The following is a 25,134-nucleotide window of genomic DNA, read 5'->3' as shown; positions in this document are numbered from 1 at the left end:
ATGATTTAATATAGAAGCAACTCTCAAGATAAACATTTTAGCAACCAAACAACCAGTTGAGCAAAACTAGTCAAAAACCTGAGTAAGAGGAAGTCGAAAAGATCGGTGCAAAATTATATCTGTTTGCCTGGATTTTATCCAAGCAAGCAGAGTAACTAACGGGTTGAACAACCTTTCGTTGGAATTTGTCCAGGGAAAACATCTCGCAGCGATTTTACTCGCCGTAATAAGGAAAGGAAAGCCCGTAGGCTTTCCTTTATCAACGATAACACTGACGCGCATCGGTCCTATTTGTCGTCGATTTTCAATACCGCCATAAAAGCTTCCTGCGGCACTTCGACATTGCCGACCTGCTTCATGCGCTTCTTGCCCTCTTTTTGCTTCTCCAACAGCTTCCGCTTCCGCGAAATGTCGCCGCCGTAGCATTTGGCGAGGACGTTCTTGCGCATCGCCTTGACCGTTTCGCGGGCGATAACCTTCGTACCGATGGATGCCTGGATCGGCACCTCGAACATCTGCCGCGGAATCAGCTCTCGCAGCTTCTCGCAAATGATCCGGCCGCGGTGGTAAGCCCGCTCCCGGTGCACGATGAAGGACAGGGCATCGACCTGTTCGCCGTTGAGCATAATGTCCATCTTCACCAGGTTGGATTTACGGTAACCGGACAGCTCGTAATCGAACGAGGCGTATCCCTTTGTGCTGGATTTCAGTTGATCGAAGAAATCGTAAACGATTTCCGACAACGGAATCTGATAGGTGATCGTCACCCGGGTCGTGTCGAGGTATTCCATATTCACGAATTCGCCGCGTTTACCTTGGCAGAGTTCCATCACGGTCCCGACATAATCGTTAGGCACGATGATCCCCGCCTTAACATAAGGCTCCTCAACATAATCGATTTTGCCGACTTCCGGATAGTTGGACGGATTATCGATGGTGATTATTTCCCCGTTCGTCAGCGTGACATGATAGATAACGCTCGGTGCCGTCGTAATGAGCGGAATGTTGAATTCGCGCTCAATCCGCTCCTGAATGACGTCCATGTGCAGCAGGCCGAGGAATCCGCAGCGGAACCCGAAACCGAGCGCGCTCGAGGTTTCCGGTTCAAAGCTCAGCGAAGCATCATTGAGCTGCAGCTTCTCCAGGGCTTCCCGAAGGTCGTTGTAATCCGAAGTTTCGATCGGATAAAGGCCGCAGTAGACCATCGGATTGATTTTGCGGTAACCAGGCAGCGGTTCGGCGGTCGGATGCTTCGCGTCCGTCACCGTGTCCCCGACCCGGGTGTCGCCCACGGTTTTGATCCCGGCGACGATGAAGCCGACATCGCCGACGTTCAGCTCGTCCACAATCGTCATGCGCGGTTTGAACGCGCCGACTTCGATGACCTCGAATATTTTGTCCGTCGCCATCATCTTGATTTTCGAGCCGGCTTTGATTTGTCCGTCGATGACGCGCACATAAACGATAACGCCTTTGTACGGGTCATAGTGAGAATCGAAAATCAGCGCTTTGAGCGGCTGGTCCGGATTCCCTGTAGGTGCGGGAACCTTTTGGACGACCTGCTCCAAAATTTCCTTGATCCCGATGCCCGCTTTGGCGGAGGCATGCACCGCTTCGCTCGCGTCCAGCCCGATCACGTCCTCAATCTCCTGCTTGACCCGATCCGGATCTGCGCTCGGGAGATCGATTTTGTTAATGACGGGCAAAATTTCAAGATTGTTATCCAGCGCCAAATATACATTGGCGAGTGTCTGAGCTTCGATGCCCTGAGCCGCATCCACGACGAGCAGCGCCCCTTCGCAAGCCGCAAGGCTGCGGGAGACTTCGTACGTAAAATCGACGTGCCCCGGCGTGTCGATCAGATTGAGCAAGTACTCTTCTCCGTCATCCGCACGGTAAGACAGGCGCACGGCCTGCAGCTTGATCGTAATGCCGCGCTCGCGCTCCAGATCCATCTGGTCCAGCACCTGTTCCTGCATTTCCCGGGAAGTCAAAGCCCCGGTATACTCAAGAATTCGGTCGGCCAAAGTCGATTTTCCATGGTCTATATGTGCGATAATACTGAAATTCCGTATCTTTTCTTGTCTTGCCCTAATATCTGTCATCCTTACCCCCACCATAAATCCTTGAAGTACAATCAATTTATTATATCAGGTGCAAAGGACGGCATCAATTGGTGATCCCGTGGAATGCGCCATTTTATCCTATTTAAACCGTCATGCGGGTATACACCTTATCCGTAGCGCAATGCTACTGCTTCAAGCCGGGCGCAATCAGCGAGACTCCGGCGGAGGATCAATCGACTCCCGGTGCACGATCAAGGCTGACATATAAATCGTTTCCTTCGGAAATTCAGGCCGGTTCATATGATTGAACAGAACCTGTACCTCCCTTTTCCCCATCAGCTCTTTTTCCACGTTTACGGTCGTAAGCCGCGGTTCCGACAAAAAAGTGTCCTCGATATTGTCAAAACCGGTGACGGACACTTGGTCCGGCACGCCTATATTTCCGTGAAACAATTAGAACAAAATACGCTGTGACCAAATAACAAATCATTCTGTTATCACTTTATATTGCATAGCTATGAAAATCGTCGGAACTATCGACGGTTTTTTATTTTGTCAAAATCTAAAAAACTAACAAACCCAAAAATTAAAAGGTTGAATTTAGATGGCGTTTAGACTTATATTAAACATAAGGTAGCTAATTTGTTATTTAAAAATATAACAAACAATAACAAACCAACAAGATACCAGACAGCGAGGTGGTTGGAATGAAACAACTAGATCCATACGTTGCGGGGATGACTTGGGGATTTATGGGCGTCCGGGGAACCTGGGGCAACGAAGAAGCTTCCGTTTCTATGGAGACCATGGTTGATACAACCGGTGCCAATTGGATAGCGATCGCCTTTTCCGCGCTTCAGGCAACCGCTTTTTCTACAGAAATCCCTTATCGGAATGAGCCCACCGTAAGCGATGAGGAAGTCAGATGGGCGGTGAAAAAGTCAAAATCACTGGGACTTAAAGTCTGCCTGAAACCTATCGTCAACTGCGCCGATGGGACTTGGCGAGCTCACATTAATTTCTTTGACAAAGACGTTCCTTGTGAGCCTAAATGGCGTGACTGGTTCGCTTCGTACAACGATTATATTCTTCATTTTGCGAAAATCGCCGAGGAAACCGGCTGCGAGATGCTCTGTATCGGTTGTGAAATGGTACAGACCGACCGGCGCGAATCCGAATGGCGGAATTTGATCTCGGAGGTACGGAAAGTATATGGCGGCCTGGTTACCTACAATTGCGACAAATATCAGGAGGACAATATCGCTTGGTGGGATGCTCTTGATCTCATCAGCTCCAGCGGCTACTATCCGATCGATGATTGGGATGCCCAACTCGACCGGATTGAAAGCGTTGTAAAGCGGTACAACAAGCCTTTCTTCTTTATGGAAGCAGGTTGTCCGAGCCGTACCGGATCCGCTGCCATCCCCAACGACTGGACCCTTCAAGGGGAGGCTAATCAAGCGGAGCAAGCGGACTTTTACCGCGTCATGTTCCAAAAATGCGGCAAGCGCGACTGGGTTCGCGGATTTATGCTCTGGGATTGGCCGGCGAAGCTGTACGCCCGGGAGGAGGCAGCGAACAATGACGACTACTGCGTTTATGGCAAGGAAGCCGAGAAGGTTGTGTACGGTACTTACTCGACCATGCTACGCATTACAAAATAATGAGGAGGTCCCGACGTGGACAAACAACTGTGGAAAGAGCAGCTCCAGCAAGAATTGAACGATAATATTTTGCAGTTCTGGATCGGCAAAACGATTGATTCCCAGCATGGCGGTTTCGTCGGAGAAATCGATCAGCAGCTTCATGTCAAGCACGATGCCGACAAAGGCCTTGTGCTGAACGCCCGGATTCTGTGGACATTCTCCTCGGCGCACCGTATGAATCCGTCACCGGAATATCTGAATATGGCGGAACGTGCTTACGATTATCTAGTGAATCATTTTCTGGACCGCGAATACGGAGGTTTGTACTGGATGGTTGATTACTTGGGATGTCCTGTTCAGGACAAGAAACAAGTATACGGCCAAGCCTTCGTCATTTACGCCCTGGCGGAATATTTCCGCGCTACCGGTCAACAGAAAGCACTGGATCTGGCGATCGAAATCTATCACGTCCTGGAAAAATACAGCTATGATCCGGTTCATAAAGGTTACATCGAGGCATTATCCCGCGAGTGGACGCAAACCGGAGATCTCAGCCTGAGCGACAAGGACCTGAACGAGAAAAAATCGATGAATACCCATCTTCATGTGCTGGAGGCTTATACCAACCTGTACCGGGTGTGGAAATCGCCGGAGCTGAAACACAGCTTGAGCGAGCTTATCGAAGTGACGATAGATCATATTATCGACCCTAAGCGCGCCCACTTCCTTCTGTTCTTTGACGAGGCGTGGCAAGTGAAGAGCCATCATATCTCCTATGGCCATGATATCGAAGGCAGCTGGCTGCTTGTGGAAGCCGCCGAGGTACTTGACCATCCCGATCTACTGAAACGGGCCATCCAAACGGCGGTAGCGATGGCGGTAGCCGTTCATGCCGAGGGTGTGGACAAGGACGGCGGCATTTGGAACGAGGCCGACCAGAACGGTCTGACCGATACCAACAAAGACTGGTGGCCGCAAGCGGAAGCGATGGTCGGGTTCTATAACGCCTACCAAATGACCGGTGACGAAAAATTCAAAGTGGCGGCAGCCCATTCCTGGGAATTCATCCAAAACTTCATCGTAGACCGCACCGGCGGCGAATGGTATTGGAGCGTGGACCAATCCGGCACCCCTCTGCCTCACGACCCGAAGGTCAGTGCGTGGAAATGCCCTTATCATAACGGGCGGGCCTGCATGGAGATGCTTGAACGTCTCGAACTCCATTAAGCGCGTAGTCCCGGAGGTTTGGATCGTGAAATCGGGAATTAAGGTAAATCTGGCTTTATAACACTTCTATATAATTTAATAATCCTATTGGAGGGAAACCATGAGCTTATTCGAGGAAAGAAAACAACAGCTTACCGACCGTTACGAAAATTTGATCGACCGGCGCAATGAAAAGGCGCCATTCGGCAATGGTGTTTATAATCGCTACAAATATCCCGTTTTGACGGCCGAACACGCTCCATTGATCTGGAAATATGATTTCAATCCGGATACGAACCCGTATTTCTCCGAACGTATCGGGGTCAATGGCGTATTTAATCCCGGCGCGATTCAACTGAACGGCAAATACTATCTCGTTGCCCGCGTGGAGGGCATGGACCGCAAATCGTTCTTTGCGGTTGCCGAAAGTGATAACGGCGTTGACGGCTTCCGCTTCTGGGATCGCCCGGTCGTTCTGCCTGAGACGGATGAACCGGACACGAACGTCTACGACATGCGGGTTGTTCAGCATGAGGATGGTTGGATCTACGGCCTGTTCTGCACGGAACGCAAAGATCCTAACGCTCCGCATGGCGATCTCTCCAGCGCGGTTGCCCAGTGCGGCATTGCCCGGACGAAAGACCTGATCGCCTGGGAACGCCTGGCCGATCTGAAAACCCCGTCCCAACAACAGCGTAATGTCGTGCTTCATCCGGAATTCGTGGAGGGCAAATACGCTTTCTATACGCGGCCGCAGGACGGGTTTATCGATACCGGCTCCGGCGGCGGCATCGGCTGGGGGCTGTCCGAATGTATCGAGAACGCCGTGATCGATAAGGAAATCATTATTGATGAACGTTTCTATCACACGATCAAGGAAGTGAAGAACGGCCAAGGCCCGGCGCCGATCAAGACGGATCGCGGCTGGTTGCACATCGCCCACGGCGTCCGCAATACGGCGGCCGGACTGAGATACGTGCTTTACGCTTTCCTCTCCGACCTGGAGAAGCCTTATGAAGTCACGCACCGTCCCGGCGGTTATCTGATTGCGCCGGAAGGCGAAGAACGCGTCGGCGACGTCTCGAACGTCGTATTCTGCAACGGGGTCATCGCTACCGCCGAGGGCGACGTGTACATTTACTACGCTTCCTCCGATACGCGGGTTCACGTGGCGGGAACATCCGTAGACCGGCTGCTGGACTACGTGCTGAACACGCCGGAAGACGCCATGCGCTCTTTCGCTTCCGTGGAACAAAGAATCGGACTGATCGACCGGAACTTGTCGCTTTAACATAAAAGAGAGCTGTCCCCTGCGGTGTATGCGCGGGGGCAGCTCTTCATTTTATACTTACACTAGCTTAACGAATTAACCGTAAAACCTACAGCTATTTTCACGAAAAACAAACTTTAGAGGAATTTAACTGTAAAACCTACAGCTAAAATCAAGCATATGAGTCCAACCTATTAATTTGAAGGAAATTAAATGCATGTTTTACAGTTATTCTCTCCCCCGCGCTCATTTCTCCTTGAATAACTGTAGGAAATACAGCTATTGACGATCATCTTGGCCTCTCTGCCGGCTATTACGGTAGCCAAGCTCTCCTTGCTCTCCTGCTCTCCTGCTCTCCTTGCTCTCCTTGCTCTCCTTGCTCTCCTTGCTTACCTTGCTTACCTTGCTTACCTTGCTTACCTTGTTCCCCTTGCGTCTCTTGCCTGCTTATGTTCCATAATTACATTTCTTAATTCATGCTTCTAATGGAGCTGCGGTAGACTCGCGGTGGACCAGTTCGGCGGATACCAATACTTTTTCATGCACCTGTTCCGGGTTCTCGATCCGCTCAATCAGCTTTCTGACCGCTCTGCGTCCCATCGCTTCCTTCGGCACATGCACCGTGGTGATCGGCGGCTCGCTGCGGTAAGCATCGTCGATATTGTCAAAGCCCGTAACGGTGATCTGGCCGGGAACCTCGATATTGATTCTTTTCAATACCTCCTCCACTCGTATCGCGATGGAATCATTGGCGCACACAAGCGCAGTCGGCATTTGCCGGTTTTTCTTCCGGTTCAAAATCCATTCCTCAAAGACAGGCGCAAACTCCCCAGTATCCACCCCGTTTAAGTGCAGCATCGGATCATCGATTCTCGGCGTTTCAAGTCCGTTCTGCTCCAAAGCTTCCCTAAATCCGGACCAACGGTCGCGGAAGCTGCGCGAAAACTGGATATTCGCGATGAAATGGAGCCGGGTATGCCCCAGTCCAAATAAATGGTTGCATAGACGGGAGATGCTGTCCCCATTGTTGGCGAACACGGTGTCCGTCGGAATGAGCGCATCCTCATGGTCCACCAAAACCATGGGGATCCCAAGCCGATGTACTTCAAGCAGCAGGGAGGAATCGATTTGGCCCACGCCGATCATGCCCAAAATCCCTTCGGGATTCAGGACATGAATAAAGTGATCTACCCGGGATTCCGAAACGATCACCATGCCCAGTCCCCGCATTTCCAACTCTTCGGAAATTCCCTCGAGAATTTTCCCCCAATAAAGCGAGTCCTTCGTCTGAAAACGAATGTTGGGCATCAACACGATGACCGATTGCTTTCCGGTAAACGAAGCAGGTTGCTGGGTCAGAGTCTGATTTTTCATGTAGACATTTTTTTGAGCAAAATAACCGAGCTGGGAAGCCGCCTGAATCACCCGGTTTTTGGTAGTTTCATTCACTCCGCCCTTTCCCGAAAGCGCCTTGGAAACGACGAACTTGGACACTCCCAGATGGTCGGCTATTTGCTGCATCGTAATTTTCTTCAACTGGCGATACCCCCGCAAACCATGATAACAGTTTGTATAATGTACTCATTTCATTATAACAAAGTTAGCACCGGGGATGCATTCGATTTAGACAATTATCATAATTATTCCGTGGATGGGCCGAACAAGGAAGCAAACCAGTGAATGCTTTTGCGGGATGCCTGCTGAAGCAGGTTTGCGGCCTTATCCGCAAAGCGGTCCACGGCCGGAGCAGCCGGCTCCGGTAGTAGCAGGTCCCCCGGAGTCTGGAGCATATCGTAGCCGGATGTTTGCCAATTATATCCGCCTTGGGAAGTCCAATTCTGCGCAGTAGAGCCTTGCGAGGGGGATACGCCGCTCACTCCATCGGCAGACTGGTTGCCATTGTTATTCGGGTTACCGTTGCCTCCAATGTTATATTGGCCATTGTTGTACTGACCGTTGGCGTACGGGTTGACGTTACCCGCTTGCCCGGATTGGGTTTGATAGAAGGGTCCGTTTACGGCACCGTTAGAAGAAGAGGCCGCTTGCCAGCCATTGGCTGTCCAGATCCCATTTTGCTGGAACCCGTTCTGACCGGCTCCCGTTTCCGACATCTGCATCCCCAATGTAACGCCGGCAACCAGCAAAATACCGTAAAACATGCTCTTCCTCAACGTTTTCGCCATGGAGCGCACTCCTTTTCACTAATTTTTCACTACTACCTCTACTTCTATGACTTTTTATTGCTTGCACCGGCCTCCGCCTTTGCCTGTTTCGAGTCTTTTTCCTTTCCGTCGCCCTTCGTCAGAGAGCCTGCCTTCTCCGCCTCCTGGCCTTCCCAATAAAGATCGGCTATGATTCCGGCCAATACTTGTGAAGTGCGTTCCAGTTCTTCCTCCGAATTGTCTATTCCCCCGATTTCAATCAAAATGCTTTGCGGGGACAGCGACTGATTGTATTCTCCGTTTCCTTGGGAGCTAGTTTTGCCCCAAATGCCGCGTGAAATGCCGGGATACGATTTCTCCAGCCGGTCATGAATCGAATTCGCGAAAGCTTCATTCTTCCTCCAGTTTTCGTTCGCATGTCCAATTATGAAGTAGACCTGTGCGTAAGACTCCCCGTTAATTTGCGTAGTCGTTTTCTCATGGCGCTGCGAATCTCGGTGGATATCAATGAAATATTGAAGTTTGCCGTTCTCGGCCATGGCCGTTTTTACGGTTTCTCTTGAATATTTATATGAATAATTGTAATTGTAATTACTTACAGTGGCCGCATAGTTTTGAAAAGAATGCATCGCAGCTACGCCTTTGCGCTCCAGCTCTTTGGCGAGAAATTCTCCGACCAGACCGACGTTCTTCTTCTCCTCGGCCGAACTCGGGTTATCCCCGTTCGTTCCAAGCAGGGGATTGTACGATTCCTGCGGATGGGAATGATAAATCATCACGATATTTTTGTTGCCCGGTTTGATGGGAGCATCTCCGGTCTGACCCGGATCTCCGTTAGGAGGATTTCCCGGGGTTGTATCAGGCGGAGTCGTTCCGGGGTCATTCTCCGGCTGCGGATCGCCTGCATCCGGCTCAGGATGATCCGGGGCGGTACCGTCGGCCCCGGTACCCGGCCGGTAATCCTCCGGTGCCTGCACGGTCGTATTGCCTGAACCTGTGCGCAGCAGGATCGGGCTGTCCGAGCCAAGGCCAGGAACCTCCCTGGCGACCAGGCTTTTCGGATCTGCCGGATTTACGTCGGTTAGCAATTGAAACACAAATTGGGACATCTGTTTACCCGAAAAAGCAGGCGTCTGTTGTTCACTGACCGAATGCGGCAACTCCATGCCGACCATCTCGATAAAAAAACGGCTCGACAGAGATGCCGCCAACCCTTTCATGGATGAAACGGGCGACGTGTTCAAGTTTTTTTCGGCGATCCCGAACGTGCCAAGCAGAACGAAAAATACGACCGACAATACCGACATCAGCAGAAAAGTTTGCCCCATCGCCAGCACGTGCAGCAGATTCCGCTTTAATTTTCCGATGTTCCAAGCTCTGAATTTCATTTTGTCTTATCCTCCTCCAGCCGGTAAATCTTAAGGCTCCATCTCTTTTAATCCAAATCTATGAACCTAGCGCGCAGATTAGAACCTTGAATTCTCACAAAAAGAAAGAAGTCCGCTAGATTGCGAACTTCATAGGGAGGAGGAGTTGATGATTTTAATGGGTATAGGTAGCAACGTTATCCGGATTTACGGCCTCATGAAGGGCCAGGTTAAGGCCGCTAGCGATCACATTGGCAATGTCTTCGATAAATTCGTCGATTTCCTTAGGGGTCACGATCAGATCATGCCCGAGCGGCTCGAGAACTTCTTTTACGAGGCCCAGTCGTTCACCTTCGCTTAGCTCCGTCAGGAGCCCAAGAATCTGCTTAGTCTGACCCGGCTGCCCCTCGTCGCTTTCCTGGTCGAAATGGGTTTTCATCAAATCGAATACATTGTTCACGATCGTGGAGGCGTAACATACGGTCGGAACGCCGATCGCGATGCAGGGAACGCCCAATATTTCTTTGGTCAGGCCCCGGCGCTTGTTTCCGATGCCTGAACCCGGATGGATTCCGATATCGGCAATCTGAATGGTCGTGTTCACCCGCTCCAGCGATCTGGAAGCCAGCGCATCAATGGCGATGATCAAATCGGGCTTGGTCCGTTCCACGATCCCCTGCACCACTTCGCTCGATTCAATACCGGTAATCCCAAGCACCCCGGGTGCTATTGCGCTCACTTCCCTATATCCCGGGGACACTTGATCCGGAGCCAGCTCAAAATAATGGCGGGTGACCAGCGCATTTTCCACCACAAGGGGTCCAAGCGCATCTGGCGTTACGTTCCAGTTACCGAGTCCGACAATGAGCACTTTGGCATTCTCATGGACGCCAATCTTGTTCAGGAACAAGCCGAACTCTTTGGCAAAAGCAGCCGAAACTTTTTCCTGCAGATCGCTGTCCTGACTGCGGAGCCCGGGGACCTCGATAGTGATATAGTGTCCAACCATTTTGCCGATTTGCCGCGATGCCGCCTCATTCGTCACATCCAGCCGGGTAATTTTGATGCCGTCGTGTTCATCGATCTGTTCGTTCAGTCCCGGCACCGGCCCGCCGTAAGCGGTCTCCGCCATCTCTTTTGATTCCACGGCCAGATCGGTCCGGACGGAGTAGTCCCGCAAATCCAAATTCATGTCATGATGACCTCCTTTTCCTCGGTTGCCTATAGTTTGCGGGAGAGAGAATGACATTATGCACATGAGCTTTGTTTCTACGAATCGATTGCATTTTAGCGGGGGGCATGATAAAATATTTTAAGTTGTGAATCATCTGGGATGATATATGCTTTACAGGAGGTGAATGCAATGCCAAACATTAAATCCGCAATCAAACGTGTAAAAACAAACGACAAGCGCCGTGCTCTGAACGCTTCGCAAAAGTCCGCTTTGCGTACGGTTGTTAAAACTGCCGATACCGCTCTGGCGAACAACGAAGTAGAAGTAGCTAAAGCCGCTTTCGCTGCTGCAGCCAAAAAATTGGACAAAGCCGTTACTAAAGGTTTGATCCACAAAAATGCAGCATCCCGCAAGAAATCCCGCTTGGCTAAAAAATTGAACGCCCTTACGTCCCAAGCGTAAGCGTCGCTATTTATAAACTTAAGCTCAGAGAGACCTGGACGATTTCGTTCAGGTCTTTTTGATGTTCTGTGCTATGCAAGGAGTTCGGCAGCGGGTGAGCTGCCCGCGTGCGGCAGGGTAGAGCGGAGGGGGAGGATTACATTGCACTGGCGGTTTGGCGATTTAAGTTGCTTGGTTCAGCTGTGTGTTTAGGTGGGATAAGAGTTACTGGGCGCGTTGTGTTGGCCAGGGGAAAAATAGTTACTTTTGTTCGCGGAGTGACTTAGGCGGCATAGGTTACTTGGTGCGTTGTGGAGATATTGGCGGCATAAGTTACTTAGTGCGAACGCGGGAGCTTTGGGGCATAGGTTACTTGGTGCGTTGTGGTGACATTGGTGGCATAAGTAACTTTGTGCGAACGCGGGAACTTTGGCGGCATAGGCTACTTGGTGCGTTGTGGAGACATTGGTGGCATAAGTTACTTAGTGCGAACGCGGGAGCTTTGGCGGCATAGGTTACTTGGTGCGTTGTGGTGACATTGGTGGCATAAGTAACTTTGTGCGCTGCGGGGGCGGCGTTCTCAAAAAAATAACTGCATTTTATACATCTAAAATCCCTCATATAAGAAAGTTTCGTAAATTAACCGGATTTCCTACAGTTAATTTTGCAGGTTCCGCAGAATGCAACTGATTTCGGGCCAATTAACTGGAGGTTTTCCAGCTAATTAGCATAAAACCGAAAAAAGCCCCGAATTAACTGGAGGTTTTCCAGTTATTTGGGGTCAAATTTGACTTGGCGACCCAGGAGGCTATCGTCTAAGTCTGTGCCCGGGGGAGAATTTCGGCCGCCTACGCCCCCAGCTTCAACAGAAACAATTCCAGCCCCAATACTTTGTCGATGCCGCCGCTCTTCATTTGGTAATCGAGCTGGGCCAATTCGGACAGGATTCGCTTTAGCCGCGCATGCTCAAATTTCCGGGCTTGTTCACCGGCAATTTTAACGGCGTAGGGATGCAGCCCCAGTTGCGAGGCAATCTGTTGCTGGGAGTAGCTTTGACGCGCCATATCCTTGACCTGTAGCATGATCCGGAACTGGCGGGCGATCAAGGCCGCAATTTTGATCGGTTCCTCGCGCTGTTTGAGCAGTTCATAGAAGATATCCAGCGCCTGTTCCAGTTTGAGGCCGGCAATATGCTCGACCATCGCGAACACATTTTGTTCCGTGGTTTTCGCCACCAGTTGATCGATTGCCGCGGCATCGATCATGCCGCCCTCGCCGGCGTACAAGCACAGCTTGTCCACCTCCACCGCCAGCGCCGTCATCTGCACGCCGACAGCCGCGACCAGCGCCTCGGCGGCTTCCCGGCCGATCCGGCGCCCGCGTTTTTCCACTTCGCGCACGACCCATTGGGTCAATTCGCTGCCCCCCAGCGGCATAAACGACAACACCGTGCCCGCGGCCTTCATCGCTTTTACGATCTTTTTCCGCTCGTCGAGCTTCTCCCCATGAACTACAAAAACGATAACGCTATGCTCGGCAGGATTATCCATGTAGGCCGTCAGCGCTTCGAGCTTATGCTCGATTTTCCCGCCTTCTTTGCCTGCCGTAAATACTGAGGAATCCCGCACGACAATCAACTTGCGCTCCACAAGAAACGGAAGCGTCTCGGCTTCTTCGACGACCACTTCCATCGGAGTCTCGGCCAGATCAAATACCGCCATAGAAAAATCCTTCTGGTCCGGATCCACCACTTGCTCCTGCAGCAAACCGATAAACTCCTGGATTTGGTATTTTTCAGTTCCGTAGCACAAATATAATGGGGAGACCTGCCCTTGTTTCAATTGTTTGACCGCTGTTTTAACATCCATCCGGCATCTCTCTCCCCTCTTCACGATTTCAATCCGCTCTTCCTATGATACTGTGAATCGGCCAATTAGTCCAAGGGCATAGAAGAGCAAACAAAGGGACCTCTGCACGCGGCGCAAGGTCCCTTTGTCCCGGAGCATCTATATAAACGCGGGCTGAAAAGCTCTAGAAACTTTCCCGCCGGCGGTCATACGACGATCAGGGTCAATCCTGTCTCTATTTATCTATATAACCTATTCCATATCTCCCGAAAAGGTGACTGGGAGATAAGCCGTATTTTTTCCGAAAAAATATCTGTATGCCTGAGCCGACAGCATGTTACTTAAGGCTGATTTGCGGAAGAATTACCGTCGGCGCCCGTTTCCGATTGTACCGGCTGTACGGTATGCGCTGCCGAGGTCCCGTCCTTTTCCGTCTCATACGTAAATGTTTTGCCGTCTTGGGACCATTCTCCATTTACCCAATTGCCGTCCAAGGTCTGATCCACCAAAAGCGTGCGATCCTCGGCATCATTCCGGTATACGTACAAATGATTATCCCGCAGTTCAGCCGTATATTTTCCGTCCGGGGAAGGCCACTGATTTGTCGCCAGGAAATTGGCGATTCCCATCATACTGCTATCCGCAAGTCCGTCAACAGGCGCCTTTTCCGGAACCATGGTTTTTAAGCTGGCATCGCTATCCTCTGCTTCTGCCCCTCCCTCATTATTCAAGGGAGCACTTTCCTGCGGCGTCTTAGCGTTTTTGTCCCGATCCAATGTCGCCGGGCTTGACGTTCCGCTATTCCCGCCGTTGGCAGCCGGATTGGCCGCTTTGGGAGGCGCAGCGTCATTGCCTGAGCGATCCGGCGTAGTTGTTTCCTGGGATCCGCCGCTTCCGCCATTGGAGGAGTCACTTTTGCTCTCTCCGCCTGCACCGTTCCCGGACGACTTTAAGCTCTCATCGGCTGCAGGAGTGTTGTGATCTTCTTGCATAATGGGACCGGTCTCGCCGCCATCTTGCTTCGAAAAATTATCCGCACTCTCTTCCGTCTCCGACGAGGAAGATCTATCTGCCGTAGAGGAGTTACTGTCGAATGCAACCCGTGAAGCTATCTCCGCATCCGGCATCGTCTTAGGTTCGTACTGATATATAAACACGCCTAAAATCACTGCTGCCGCAAGGCCAAAGGCACCTGTCCGGTAAGCGCGGCTGCTGCGTCGCACTGGCCGTTCGCGCCGGCTACGGCTTAACTCATCCGTGCTCTCCGCAGCCACCATCGTGCCCGCAACATCTTCGGCCGCGCTGCCTTCTTCCCGCCGCGCCCGGTCAATGACATCCAGTTGAGGAAGAATCGAGTCGACCAGACTAAAACGAGGAGTCACCTTCGGAAGCTCTTCCAGCTTGGCCGACAGCTCATTCAGTATGGCGAATTTCTCGGAGCATTCCGGGCAATTTTGCATATGTTCAAACAGAACTGAACTTTCTTCCTCGTTCAGATCGTGATCGATATAACGATGCATCCATTCCACCGCCTCCGGGCATTTCATCCTGATACACCACCTTTCTGATAATCTTGGAGTAAGTGTTGAAGCTGCTGCCTGGCCCTGAATAAATAGGATTTCACCGTATTGAGCGGCAAATTCAGGCTATCAGCGATTTCGTTATAAGAGAAATCCTGCAGATACCTTAGAACGACGACCATCCGGTGATGTTCCGGTAACTGGTCGATAGCTTCGCGTATGTCATGTGCCAAATATCCGGACATAACTTCTCTTTCGACGCTCTCATTCCCTTGGAAAACCATGTCATGTTCGTCGATCGAAACGGTTGGTTTGCTCCTCCGGAATTTGTCGATACAGATATTTGTGACAATTCGCTGTACCCAGGTTTTGAACTGGGCTTTTTCTTCATAAGAATCGATTTTGGTATAAATCCGAATCAGCGCTTCCTGGGCTGCATCCATTGCATCCTGTTCATTGTTTAAAATGTAATAGGCCGTCCGGTACACGTGAGTCTCTATTTCTCGCAATAGGGTGATTAGAGCGTCGCGATCGCCCGTTTGAGCGGCTCTGATGAGACCTTGCTCCACCACAAAGGCTCCCCCTTCCATGCAACCTTACAGACGTGATCGTCCATCAATATGTTGCAATGTTGTTACTATTTTTTTGAGTAAATATTAGGAAAAAAGTCTGGATTTCTAGTGCCTCCGTCTTCAATCTCATCTTAGGATACCAAAAAAAAGAGAACGCGTCATCCGCGCAGTCCTCTTATCGCAGCAAGAAATAAAAAAAGCCGACGACGGCGGTGCGCCGATGCCAGCTAGCTGTGGGAAAGTCAAGTCCTTTAAGTAGATTGGCGCTCAATAATTTGCGACGGGAGCGTAATGCTTTTATTCACGAAAGAACTGGAGGGTTGTTCAATCAAGTCTAACAGCAATTTGAACGCCTCGTTCCCGAGCAAAATCGGATTCAGGTCAATGCAACTGATGGAAGGAGATACTTTATCCAGGTACGGCGCATTGTTGAAACATAAAATCCCCACATCTTCGGGGACTCTCTTCCCTTTAGCCTGACAATATTTCAGTGCGCTTAAGGACATAATACTCTCCGTAGTGATAATCGAATCAAAGGAGAGACCCTGTTTCTCCACCTGCTCCAACGCTTGGGTAACCTCATCTTCCTCGTCCCCGCAGTAAAGAATATATTCCGGAGATAAATTTAGGCCGCTTTCTTCAATCGCCCGCTGATATCCATGGATTCGATCGTAAATAACATCCTGCTTCAAGTTGGGCGTGAGGAACAAAATCCGGCTGTAGCCTTTGTCCACCAAATATTTCGTCGAAATGTAGCTATCCCTTACATTGTCATTATGTATGGATAGAGCACTGTGCGATAAACTGCTGCCGATCATCACAAAAGGAATGTGTTTCGCCTTGAGGCCTTTTAACAAAATATCTTTATCGGATGAACGGATGCTAGTAAAAATAAACCCATCCACCTGCTTTTGCCGATACAGCTTCACGCATTTTTCCATCTGCTCTTCGATCGTATGGAACAAGGCAAACTGCAGGTTGTAGTCCTGCAGTTTGGCCGCATCGGAAATTCCGCAAAGTACGTCGCTGAAAAATGAGTTTCCGAGTATTTCTTTCGGGTTTCGCGCAATCGAGAAACAAATGGTCCTGGACCTGTTGGAAGAAAGCGACTGCGCGTTAATGTTAGGAACATATTTCAGTTCTTCCATAGCCTCGAGCACACGTTTCTTTATTTCCTCTGTTGTATTTCCTTTATTCGTAACTACCCTGGATACCGTTGCCGGTGACACGCCGGCTACCCGGGCAACATCTTTGATCGTTGCGATTTTCACTCACCTCAAATGAATAGTAGAATCCGGACTTATAAATGTATATATTTTACTATAATTTCGGGACCATAGCCAGTTATCTTTCCATCTGCAAGGATGAAACATCCGGAAGAGCATGAAATTTCTCCAAAACTTGAATCAAGGAAGCATTCTTAGGTGCGGCGAACGTAATTTTAATCCGCTGAACTTCATTCCCGAGACTGCCATTTTCGTTTGCGATGCTAATCGTTTTGATATCCAGATGATAGGAGGTCATTACGGCATACATTTCCGCTAAGCTTGGTGATTCAGGAGGCAGAGAAATTCTAAGGGTATGAATTTTTCTGGAAGCCAAAAACCGATGTTCTACTTTATTTAACGCCTTAAGCGAAATAATTACAATGAGGCAAGTGATCACGGCCGGATAATAAAATCCGGCGCCCACCGCGAGGCCAATCGCCGCCATGACCCATAACGTTGCCGCAGTGGTCAGCCCTTTTATCGATGCGCCTTTCTGCATGATCGTTCCCGCACCCAAAAAGCCTATACCGCTAATAACCTGGGCGGCCAGCCTGGCGGGATCGGTCCGTACGGTCGGTTCATTCAGAAAATCCGTAAACCCGTAAATCGATAACAACATGATCAGGGTGGAGCCCACACAAACCAATATATTGGTTCTCAAACCGGCTGCATGGCGGTTTATCTCTCTCTCATATCCTATAATTCCTCCCAAAAAAAGTGAAAGCAGCAAACGCATAATCAATTCCGGCGTTCCAATATGCCAGGGACTTGCCATAAGCCATACTACACATCCTTTGTCGGTTGCAATTTACCTAGAACGCTTGAAGCCCGGCGTCTATAATCGCTACCGGGCTCCAGGCATGAATTAGCTTTTTGAAGCGCCGGCGGTCAGTCCGCTAATCAGATACCGCTGGAAATAAAGGAATACGGTCGCAATCGGTACGGCAATCAAGATGGAGCCCGCGGCAAAGCGCGTGAAGTTCTGTCCGAATTCCTGATTGACCAAGTTAAACAATCCGAGTGCCAGCGTATAGTTTTCCGGACTGCGGATCACGATGCGCGGTAATAAGAAATCCATAAAAGGCGCCATAAAATTAAATAAGGCGACTACCGCGACAATCGGAACGGCCAACGGCAAAATAATCTGGAAGAAAATACGGAAATGGCCGGCTCCATCGATTTTTGCCGCTTCATCCAAATCCCTCGGAATCGTATCAAAATAACCTTTAACCAAAAACGCATGCGTCGGAATTGAAGTCCCTACGTATACCAGGGTTAATCCTATTAGGGAATCGAGCAAGCCCACCAGATTGAGCAAAATGTAAATGGCAACCATCCCCATTAACACCGGAAAAATCTTGATCAACATAAGGACATAAAGCCCGTTTTTTCGCCCGACAAAATTGTACCGCGAGAATGCGTATGCTACAAAAAGCGTCACCGTCAGGGAAAGCACAGTCTTAGCGCTGGCTACGATCAACGTGTTTTTATACCAAAGCAAATAATTGCTATCCTGATTGGTAAACAGCCATCTATAATGCTCTAACGAAGCATTTTTAGGGATAATCGTCGCACTGTACATACTGGTACCCGGATTGAGCGAAATCCCGAACACCCACAATAATGGATAAATAATAACCAGAAACATAATGAAGATAATCAGATAAATTCCTGCGACTTCAAGCCGTGACTTTAATTTGGCGTTCAACCGTTAGTCCCCCCTTCTTTAAAAGAACGAGTCCGTCGGAATTGAAAAAAGGCAATGCTGGCGACAAACACGCCCAGAATGATCGAGATAACGGCGGCCATGTTATAGTTCAGCGTATCAAAGGTCAGCTTATACACCCAGGATATTACGATATCCGTAGATCCTGCGGTTTGGCCCCGGACCGGCGGTCCGCCTTGATTGAATAAATAAATCAGATTAAAGTTGTTAAAGTTGCCTGTATATTGCATGATCAATAACGGAGCGGACGCGAACAATACATGGGGAAGCGTGATATTGCGGAATTTCTGCCATTTGCTGGCCCCATCCACTTCCGCTGCTTCGTACCAGTCTGACGAAACGCTTTGCAATACCCCGGTAAATAAGGCGAATACATAAGCAAAACCAAGCCAGACCTCGACGAATATGATGGCAACCTTGGTCCATAAAGGATCCGTAAGCCAGGGAATGTTTATTCCGAGAGGGGCCAAGAGTTGATTATTGACCGCACCGAACTGGTCGTTAAACATGGCCGCAAAGGTCAATATCGACACGAAACCAGGGATCGCCCAGGGAAGAATCAAAAAGGTTCGAATGAATTTCTTGAATTTTATCCGTTTATCATTGACGATAATCGCCAAAAATAGCGCAAGGCCTACCTGCAAGGTCGTTGCCACAAGCGTCCAGATAATGGTCCATGACAGCACGGAGAAAAACGTATTGCGCCACATCGGAACGGAAAAGACATTGAAGAAATTCTTCACTCCTACCCAACTTAGCAAAAACTTAGGGGGAGAATTGTAAATGTTATAGTTTGTAAAGGCTAGCGCCACCATAAACATCAAGGGCAATATTAGCACAAAAATAATCATGAAGAATCCGGGAGCTACCAACGCGTATGGAAAACCCTTGTCCCATGCGTTTTTGAACCCTTCTCTCAAGGTGGTCACTTTCCAGCCTTCCTTGATTCGCTCGGCATCCTTTTTGGCATCGATCAAATTCAACCAATAAACGCCTAATGCGAAAACAGTAAGGATAACGGATACAATGCCCTGAATGAGCAGCATTCTGGAATCGTCCACCCCCTCCATGGTCCCCAAAGTGACCAATCCCCAGTAGCCGATATTCAAAAAGTTGCCGAATACGACAAGGAATGCAGCAATTAAAATGAAAAAGAGGATTCCTTTAAAATATCTTCGGTTATAAAACTGTCCCAATCCCGGTACGATCGAGAGCATCATAGCTCTTTTGGGGCTATGGGAACCCGCTTTGCGGTTCTCTTCTTCGTGCTCGCTCAATATAATAGACCTCCCTGATGGCGAGTGAGGACTAAGCAGATGAGGATACAGAGTATCCCCATCTGCCGTACCATATTATTTCGCTGATGAATTATTAATGCTTATCTGTTCTTTGATCTGGTCAACCGCTTCATCGAGCACTTCTTTGGCGTCATTGCCTTGCGACAAGAAGACAAAGGCGTTCTTCATCGGCTCCCAGGTTTGGGATATTTCCGGAATATTTGGCGTAGGCGTGGCGTATTTGCTTTGTTCCGCAACCGCTGAGAAATAGGGATCCTTGGTAATCAGATCACTGGTCAAAATCCCCAGCGTTGCCGGAACCTCCCCGGCTACTCTGAAATGACTCTCAAGTGAAGTTTGACTGGTCATGTAAAGCGCGAGCTTTGCGGCCCATTCTTTATTTTTGGAATAAGGAGACAGAACCCAGCCTTTAACTCCCAAAAATGAAGGTGAATGCTCGCCGTTGTCCAGCTTCGGAATTGGAGCGACTCCGAGGTCATCCCCCAGCGCGCCGGCATAATTCATCAAAGAAGAAGGTACGGACAAGACAGCTCCGACCTTTCCTTCTTTAAATAAACCATCCATTACGTCCCCGGTAATAGACTTCGGCAAATAGTTCTTGTCAAACCAGGATTGCACTAACTGGGCTCCCTTTACGGCCCCCTCGTTATTCAAGCCGATATCTCCCACATCGTACCCTTTATCCTTGTCATAGCCGAAAATGTAACCGCCATTTCCTTGCATGAACATATTCGTATAATAGAAGTTGGTTCCATCAATCAGAAAGCCGTATTTATTTTGCGAAGAATCGGTATAGGTAGATGCAAACTTCTCCAGATCGCTCCAGGATTCCGGTTGCTCCGGCAACAGCTTTTTGTTGTAGAACAGGACTGCTGTTTCAACAACCATGGGCAAATTGTAAATCTTGCCATCGATCGTAACCGCTTGAATGGCTTCTTCGGAGTAATTTTTCAACACTTCTTCATCCAGATCATAAGGTTCGGCCAAACCCTGGAGAACGTTCTTTCCCATGGAGTTATGGGTCGCCCACCAGAGATCGGGTCCGCGACCGGCAGGACCATCCAGAGAGAATGTTTTGGATTGTTCGCGTGCGTTTACGGGTACTACCTCGACTTCGATCCCGTTATCGGCCGTGAATCTGCTAGTGATTGTCCGAATCGATTCGAGCTCTTTCTCGGATTCATTGGCCCATACCATCAATTTTGCAGGTTTGGCCGCTTCCTCCTGAGCGGCACCGTTTGATGCCGGAGCCGGTGCGGCTTCACGTTTCGGACCGCAGGCTGTAAGCGCTAACACTAGTGTGCAAGCTGCGATGACACTGATTGTTTTTTTCAACATGGAAATCCCCCATTATCATAAATTAATCGGATACGTGCGGCCCCAGATGGCCGGTATGCACTTCAGCGGACAAGCACTTGCCCTCACCGTCCATTATAAATTCAACGATCCCTGCATTGTAAACGGGAATGATATCGCCAGGATTGGCGACTTGCTTCAAGTCTGCGGTGGATTGCCCATGCCCAAAGACGACAATGTGCTCATCCGTCCCTAAAAAGGGAGCGATCTCCGCATCAAAGAAAGATTGAACTCTCACCCGGACCTGAGGAAAAGTTTCAGGCCAAACAGGCCACCAGGATTGGGAAAGGTCGTGGGAATGCAGGAACTCCGTATTCGGGAAATCGCTTACAATTTGTTCGCAGCTTTCCCACGGATAATCGCGATAATCCGGCCAATCCCCGTTAAATACTTCCGACATTTGCGGAACCAAAATAATCGGCATATTTTTATGATTAGCCAGGGGTGTCGCGGTCAAGACTGCCCGTTTCAACGGACTACAGAATATGGCCTTGATTGGAATATCGTCGAAAAATTGGGGGATTTGCTCTGCCTGCCATAACCCGATTGGGGACAAGCCGCAGTTAGCTCCTCCTCCCATACCAATGTTCATTGTCGATTGAGAATGCCTGATTACGTATAAATGCAAGGATGGTTCATCTCCTCTCGCCAATAAAAGCGATGTTTCTAGTTTGATAAGAATTCTAATGGCAGCACAGATGTTCCGTTTGATTCAAGCTCAAAACCTTAACCTCGTTCTCGTTCAGATCAAAGCAGTTAATACAGGTATTGGCTTGAACAAAATGAATATTCGATCCATTCGAAAGCTGCAAAATTTCACGGATCAGGAAGTCGATCAACATGCCGTGAGCAAAAAGGGCGATGCTATCATCCGTAGAGAGGCGTAGCTGTTCGACTATCGATTTCGCGCGATTCTCGACAGTCTCCCGGTTTTCGTCACCCGGACAGCTCCAACCCGGCTCAAGGATTTCTTCCGGCAGCATGACATCCGGTACAAACTTCTGGATCTCTTTACGAGGCAGGCTATAAAAAGCTGGCCCCTCCCTGTATTCATACAGATTCATCCATATCTCTACCGGGATAGATAGCAGATCCGAGAGCGGCTTGGCCGTTTGCATGGCACGGATCAACGGACTGGATACAATCCTTGTCACCGACTTACGGCCGAGAAATGACGCAACCTTATCGGCCTGCAACAGACCTGTTGAAGTCAAGGGTGAATCCGGCAAGTCTTCATCCAGAAACAGATTGCCGATCGATTGACCATGACGAATTAAAAATAACTTCATTCTACCTCCATGAGTTAAGCTTTGTTGTTAAGCAGCTGCTGAAACAATTGGAAAAACTCCATGAAACGACATGAAACAAAATGCTGAAATTAATGATACCGGTTTCAGGTATATTAAATCACGTTTCATCAGTCGTGTAAAGTCATTTTTCGAAAATCCCCATTAAAAAGTGCCTCGTCGCATACGAGACTCTTGCTTAACTATTCCAATTTGCGACGTATCCACAGGGTTCCCGATTTCACCTTCACTTGAATTTCACCCTGCAGGTCTGTTCTGTATATAAAACTCTCCGCTCTTTCAAGCCGTTCCATAACTCCGGCATTCGGATGGCCGTAGCTATTCGAGGCTCCGACTGAAATGATGGACAGCTTCGGTTGCAGCCGCGCAAGCCACTCCGCGGAGGTAGATGTCTTGCTTCCATGGTGCGCCACCTTCAATACGTCAACGGGAGACGGTAGCAGTAGCCGTTTTCCCGATTCTAGCGCAAGCACTTTCCTTTCCGCCGATACATCCATGTCCCCAGTAAACAAAAATGAGGCTCCCTCCATTTCAAGCCGGAAAACCAGGGATCGGTGGTTTTGCTCTTCCACATAAGGAACGCCTGAAAAAACCGGTTCATCCGGAGGTGCCAGAAACTCAATCGTCGTGGCCTCGTCCGGCGTTAGTTTCATACCTTGGTGAGCCGCATACACCGGGATGTTTCCGGCATTGGCGGTCGCCATCAGCTTATTCATTGTCGCGGAGGCGGCAAGACTTCCGTTAAACAGGAGCGCCTCCACCGGGAATTGTTCGACAACCGCCTGCAGACCGCCGATGTGATCCTGGTCTCCGTGGGTCAGTATAACGGCATCCAAGCGGTGGATTCCTCTTTTTTTGAGCAGAGGAACTACCGTTTTGGCCCCTACTTCAAACGGCTCCTTCCGGTTGCGCCAAGCATCGCCGGGTTTACGAAACGACACGGTTCCTCCTCCATCCACCAAGATATTAATTCCTGTCGGCGTAGTTATTAAGGCGCAATCGCCCTGCCCGACGTCGATAAACTGGACATGGCCAACTCCCTTTGCATTGGCGGGTTGGTAGCCGGTAACAAGCAATCCCGCGAATCCTGCTATCAAAATGCATGATAAGCAAAGTTGCTTCCAGGATGATTTGAGCCGGGTAAGGGTCGCAACATGCGGAAGCTTCGCTCCCGGATAGGGTGGGAGCGGGACCGTGTCATCTACGGAAGCAGCAGAGAATGCTGAATATGGCTGGGCCGCCGTTTTGTGTGCTCCCCGGCGCAAGAGCCAGTAGGCGAGGCCGTAAAAGATGGTAATCCATAGCAGCGATGGTGACTTCCAATAGGTCATGAATCCGCTGCGGTCAGTCAGCCATGCCGTAGCGGTGAAAGTAAGCGAGTTCAACAAGCGTACGGGATAGGCAATCCATTGTCCGAGCGGGAGCCAGACTCCGCTGGCTAACAGAGCCGCCGTTCCGACCGGCAGCGCGATCAGGCTGACAAGCGGAACGATCACCATATTCGCTACCAACGAAAGCAATGAGAACTGGTTAAAGTAGTAGATCGTGACCGGAAAAGAAACGAGCTGGGCGGCCACCGTGATCGCGGCCGCTCCCCTCAGGCGCTCAGGCAACCAGCGGAAATAAGGCGACAGCAGCGGCACGAATACGATTAGCCCGGCCGTGACCACAAAAGAGAGCTGAAAGCTCACATTTAGCAGATAATACGGGTCCCACAGCAGCATGAGCAAAGCGGCAGCGGACAGGACGTTTAATCCGTCCTTCAGAAGACCACGGCGCAGGAGATAAAGACCCAGCATCGTCATGATCCCCGATCGGATAACCGAGGGAGAAAAACCTGTCAGCAGTACATAGACGGGAACAAATCCCAGTACGATCCATATCGCGGTCTCGCGGGTGATCCGGCACAGGCGGAGCAGACCAAACAGCAGGCCTACATTAATCGCGACATGGCTTCCCGAAATTGCCAGAATATGCGTCAGCCCCAGATTGGTGAACTGTGCGTACTTCTCGGGCTCCAGATCATCGGCTAGGCCGATGATCAATCCTTTCATATAACCGGCCTGCCAGCCCGGAAAGAGTTTTCCTACTGTAACCCCCAGCCGGTCCCTTAAACTGTCGACCTTTCCCAATACTGCAGTAAAACTGAAATGATTCGGCGATTCGCTTATGACGCCGGAAGCCCCTTTCGTCTTTAGCAGCCAGTGAATTCTCTGATTACGCAAGTAGTTGCGGTAATCAAAGCCGCCAAAATTCCGGGCGTCTCCAGGACGCTCCAAGGTACCGCCAATGACAAATATCTGACCTCGCTTCCATGACGCCGCGGTCGCCAGTTCGGATTGCGAAGATAATCTTAGTTGCACGGCGACCTTTTCTTTACTTTCGTGCCATGGCTCCTTCCGTTCCCTAGAAGCACGCTCACCATTGGACTCGCCAGTAAAAGAATATCCGCTGAGCCGTAGCGTAAACGCCGCACGATCCCCGTCGATATCCACGGTCGACACAATCCTCCCTTCCACTTGGACCGGGATCCCTTCCAATTCCATCATCCCACTATTCTCAGGGGATATATATTTCGACCGGGCTTCAATAGCGCTGACGTTGCTTCCGTCGTTATTAGCCCAATAGGCCGCTCCGAGCGAAAATAGTATCCACAGGACCAGAAGCCGCCTCCAAGGAAACCGGCCGACTGTTGAGAGCAGCGGTGCCATCAAAGAAATGCCGCCCCAGAGCAGCCAAAAGGTTATTCCGTCGTACAAACAAGACAAACCATTACCGAGAATCCAACAGCAGGCGATAGCCGCCAAAGGTCTGCGCTCCATCCCTACCCCTCCCCTTCTTCATATGCGAAACAAAAAGAACCTCATCTGCATCAAGCAGATGAGGTTCTTCCTTCATCTTGTAAGTA

The 25,134-nt window shown here is 49.9% G+C and carries 21 protein-coding genes; 4 read left to right on the top strand and 17 right to left on the bottom strand.

The window, feature by feature from the left end; all coding sequences use genetic code 11:
* Positions 1–287: 287 nt before the first annotated feature.
* A complete protein-coding gene (gene lepA, locus DFP94_RS01625) occupies positions 288–2,105 on the bottom strand; it encodes a translation elongation factor 4 (RefSeq protein WP_114494696.1) in 1,818 nt (605 codons plus the stop codon).
* A 168-nt stretch (positions 2,106–2,273) separates the two neighbouring features.
* Entirely contained in the window at positions 2,274–2,498 is a 225-nt protein-coding gene (locus DFP94_RS01620) for a substrate-binding domain-containing protein (RefSeq protein ID WP_245954415.1), read from the bottom strand.
* Between the two features lie 275 nt (positions 2,499–2,773).
* Here DFP94_RS01620 and DFP94_RS01615 point away from each other — a divergent pair, with 275 nt between their 5' ends.
* From DFP94_RS01615 to DFP94_RS01605, 3 genes are all read left to right on the top strand, one after another.
* Positions 2,774–3,730 (top strand): glycoside hydrolase family 113, encoded by a 957-nt coding sequence (locus DFP94_RS01615; RefSeq protein WP_114494694.1) that lies wholly within the window; start codon positions 2,774–2,776, stop codon positions 3,728–3,730.
* 15 nt (positions 3,731–3,745) lie between these two features.
* Positions 3,746–4,939, top strand: a complete 1,194-nt coding sequence (locus tag DFP94_RS01610; RefSeq protein ID WP_114494693.1) for an AGE family epimerase/isomerase — start codon at positions 3,746–3,748, stop codon at positions 4,937–4,939.
* A 100-nt stretch (positions 4,940–5,039) separates the two neighbouring features.
* The gene (locus DFP94_RS01605) at positions 5,040–6,209 is read left to right on the top strand and encodes a glycoside hydrolase family 130 protein (RefSeq protein WP_114494692.1); all 1,170 of its coding nucleotides are present in this window, start codon (positions 5,040–5,042) and stop codon (positions 6,207–6,209) included.
* Between the two features lie 453 nt (positions 6,210–6,662).
* Here the strand turns inward: DFP94_RS01605 and DFP94_RS01595 are convergent, their stop codons facing one another.
* The 4 genes from DFP94_RS01595 to gpr form a co-directional block, all read right to left on the bottom strand.
* Complete coding sequence (locus DFP94_RS01595; protein WP_245954414.1) at positions 6,663–7,724, bottom strand: LacI family DNA-binding transcriptional regulator; 1,062 nt, start codon at positions 7,722–7,724, stop codon at positions 6,663–6,665.
* 104 nt (positions 7,725–7,828) lie between these two features.
* On the bottom strand, positions 7,829–8,371 hold the full coding sequence (locus DFP94_RS01590) for a hypothetical protein (protein ID WP_114494691.1): 543 nt from the start codon (positions 8,369–8,371) through the stop codon (positions 7,829–7,831).
* 44 nt (positions 8,372–8,415) lie between these two features.
* Positions 8,416–9,738: a stage II sporulation protein P gene (locus tag DFP94_RS01585; RefSeq protein ID WP_114494690.1), complete on the bottom strand. Its 1,323-nt coding sequence runs from the start codon at positions 9,736–9,738 to the stop codon at positions 8,416–8,418.
* Positions 9,739–9,892: 154 nt separating this feature from the next.
* Positions 9,893–10,909, bottom strand: a complete 1,017-nt coding sequence (gene gpr, locus DFP94_RS01580) for a GPR endopeptidase (RefSeq protein ID WP_114494689.1) — start codon at positions 10,907–10,909, stop codon at positions 9,893–9,895.
* 171 nt (positions 10,910–11,080) lie between these two features.
* Between gpr and rpsT the strand changes: the two genes are divergently transcribed.
* The gene (rpsT, locus tag DFP94_RS01575; RefSeq protein WP_114494688.1) at positions 11,081–11,353 is read left to right on the top strand and encodes a 30S ribosomal protein S20; all 273 of its coding nucleotides are present in this window, start codon (positions 11,081–11,083) and stop codon (positions 11,351–11,353) included.
* Between the two features lie 827 nt (positions 11,354–12,180).
* Here the strand turns inward: rpsT and holA are convergent.
* From holA to DFP94_RS01520, 11 genes are all read right to left on the bottom strand, one after another.
* Positions 12,181–13,200 carry a DNA polymerase III subunit delta gene (gene holA / locus DFP94_RS01570; RefSeq protein WP_114494687.1) on the bottom strand — a complete coding sequence of 340 codons (1,020 nt, stop codon included), beginning with the start codon at positions 13,198–13,200 and terminating at the stop codon, positions 12,181–12,183.
* 320 nt (positions 13,201–13,520) lie between these two features.
* Positions 13,521–14,726, bottom strand: a complete 1,206-nt coding sequence (locus tag DFP94_RS01565) for an anti-sigma factor family protein (protein WP_114494686.1) — start codon at positions 14,724–14,726, stop codon at positions 13,521–13,523.
* A complete protein-coding gene (locus tag DFP94_RS01560) occupies positions 14,723–15,271 on the bottom strand; it encodes an RNA polymerase sigma factor (protein WP_114494685.1) in 549 nt (182 codons plus the stop codon). Before DFP94_RS01560 ends, DFP94_RS01565 begins: the two co-directional genes overlap by 4 nt.
* Positions 15,272–15,522: 251 nt before the next feature.
* The gene (locus tag DFP94_RS01555) at positions 15,523–16,542 is read right to left on the bottom strand and encodes a LacI family DNA-binding transcriptional regulator (RefSeq protein ID WP_245954413.1); all 1,020 of its coding nucleotides are present in this window, start codon (positions 16,540–16,542) and stop codon (positions 15,523–15,525) included.
* A 73-nt stretch (positions 16,543–16,615) separates the two neighbouring features.
* Positions 16,616–17,314: an MgtC/SapB family protein gene (locus tag DFP94_RS01550; RefSeq protein ID WP_114494684.1), complete on the bottom strand. Its 699-nt coding sequence runs from the start codon at positions 17,312–17,314 to the stop codon at positions 16,616–16,618.
* Positions 17,315–17,404: 90 nt separating this feature from the next.
* Positions 17,405–18,247, bottom strand: a complete 843-nt coding sequence (locus tag DFP94_RS01545) for a sugar ABC transporter permease (RefSeq protein WP_114494683.1) — start codon at positions 18,245–18,247, stop codon at positions 17,405–17,407.
* Positions 18,244–19,542, bottom strand: a complete 1,299-nt coding sequence (locus DFP94_RS01540; protein ID WP_281269461.1) for a sugar ABC transporter permease — start codon at positions 19,540–19,542, stop codon at positions 18,244–18,246. The genes DFP94_RS01545 and DFP94_RS01540 overlap by 4 nt, the downstream gene beginning before the upstream one ends.
* Positions 19,543–19,617: 75 nt before the next feature.
* Complete coding sequence (locus DFP94_RS01535; protein WP_114494682.1) at positions 19,618–20,901, bottom strand: extracellular solute-binding protein; 1,284 nt, start codon at positions 20,899–20,901, stop codon at positions 19,618–19,620.
* Between the two features lie 22 nt (positions 20,902–20,923).
* Positions 20,924–21,547, bottom strand: coding sequence for a histidine phosphatase family protein (locus tag DFP94_RS01530; protein ID WP_114494681.1), 624 nt, complete (start codon positions 21,545–21,547; stop codon positions 20,924–20,926).
* A 55-nt stretch (positions 21,548–21,602) separates the two neighbouring features.
* A complete protein-coding gene (locus tag DFP94_RS01525; protein WP_114494680.1) occupies positions 21,603–22,208 on the bottom strand; it encodes a histidine phosphatase family protein in 606 nt (201 codons plus the stop codon).
* Positions 22,209–22,408: 200 nt separating this feature from the next.
* On the bottom strand, positions 22,409–25,048 hold the full coding sequence (locus tag DFP94_RS01520; RefSeq protein ID WP_114494679.1) for a DNA internalization-related competence protein ComEC/Rec2: 2,640 nt from the start codon (positions 25,046–25,048) through the stop codon (positions 22,409–22,411).
* Positions 25,049–25,134 lie beyond the last annotated feature (86 nt).

Origin of the sequence: Fontibacillus phaseoli (genome assembly GCF_003337355.1) — a bacterium.
In the GTDB taxonomy this organism is placed as follows: domain Bacteria; phylum Bacillota; class Bacilli; order Paenibacillales; family Paenibacillaceae; genus Fontibacillus; species Fontibacillus phaseoli.
The sequence above is the reverse complement of the archived record's forward strand: the minus strand, read 5'-3'. Positions and strand labels throughout refer to the sequence as shown.

What these genes read in the sequence shown, in the direction of transcription:
- lepA (WP_114494696.1), bottom strand. Translation starts at nt 2,105, where the DNA reads ATGACAGATATTAGGGCAAGACAAGAAAAGATACGGAATTTCAGTATT.
- DFP94_RS01615 (WP_114494694.1), top strand. Translation starts at nt 2,774, where the DNA reads ATGAAACAACTAGATCCATACGTTGCGGGGATGACTTGGGGATTTATG.
- DFP94_RS01605 (WP_114494692.1), top strand. Translation starts at nt 5,040, where the DNA reads ATGAGCTTATTCGAGGAAAGAAAACAACAGCTTACCGACCGTTACGAA.
- DFP94_RS01590 (WP_114494691.1), bottom strand. Translation starts at nt 8,371, where the DNA reads ATGGCGAAAACGTTGAGGAAGAGCATGTTTTACGGTATTTTGCTGGTT.
- DFP94_RS01585 (WP_114494690.1), bottom strand. Translation starts at nt 9,738, where the DNA reads ATGAAATTCAGAGCTTGGAACATCGGAAAATTAAAGCGGAATCTGCTG.
- gpr (WP_114494689.1), bottom strand. Translation starts at nt 10,909, where the DNA reads ATGAATTTGGATTTGCGGGACTACTCCGTCCGGACCGATCTGGCCGTG.
- rpsT (WP_114494688.1), top strand. Translation starts at nt 11,081, where the DNA reads ATGCCAAACATTAAATCCGCAATCAAACGTGTAAAAACAAACGACAAG.
- holA (WP_114494687.1), bottom strand. Translation starts at nt 13,200, where the DNA reads ATGGATGTTAAAACAGCGGTCAAACAATTGAAACAAGGGCAGGTCTCC.
- DFP94_RS01565 (WP_114494686.1), bottom strand. Translation starts at nt 14,726, where the DNA reads ATGAAATGCCCGGAGGCGGTGGAATGGATGCATCGTTATATCGATCAC.
- DFP94_RS01550 (WP_114494684.1), bottom strand. Translation starts at nt 17,314, where the DNA reads ATGGCAAGTCCCTGGCATATTGGAACGCCGGAATTGATTATGCGTTTG.
- DFP94_RS01535 (WP_114494682.1), bottom strand. Translation starts at nt 20,901, where the DNA reads ATGTTGAAAAAAACAATCAGTGTCATCGCAGCTTGCACACTAGTGTTA.
- DFP94_RS01525 (WP_114494680.1), bottom strand. Translation starts at nt 22,208, where the DNA reads ATGAAGTTATTTTTAATTCGTCATGGTCAATCGATCGGCAATCTGTTT.
- DFP94_RS01520 (WP_114494679.1), bottom strand. Translation starts at nt 25,048, where the DNA reads ATGGAGCGCAGACCTTTGGCGGCTATCGCCTGCTGTTGGATTCTCGGT.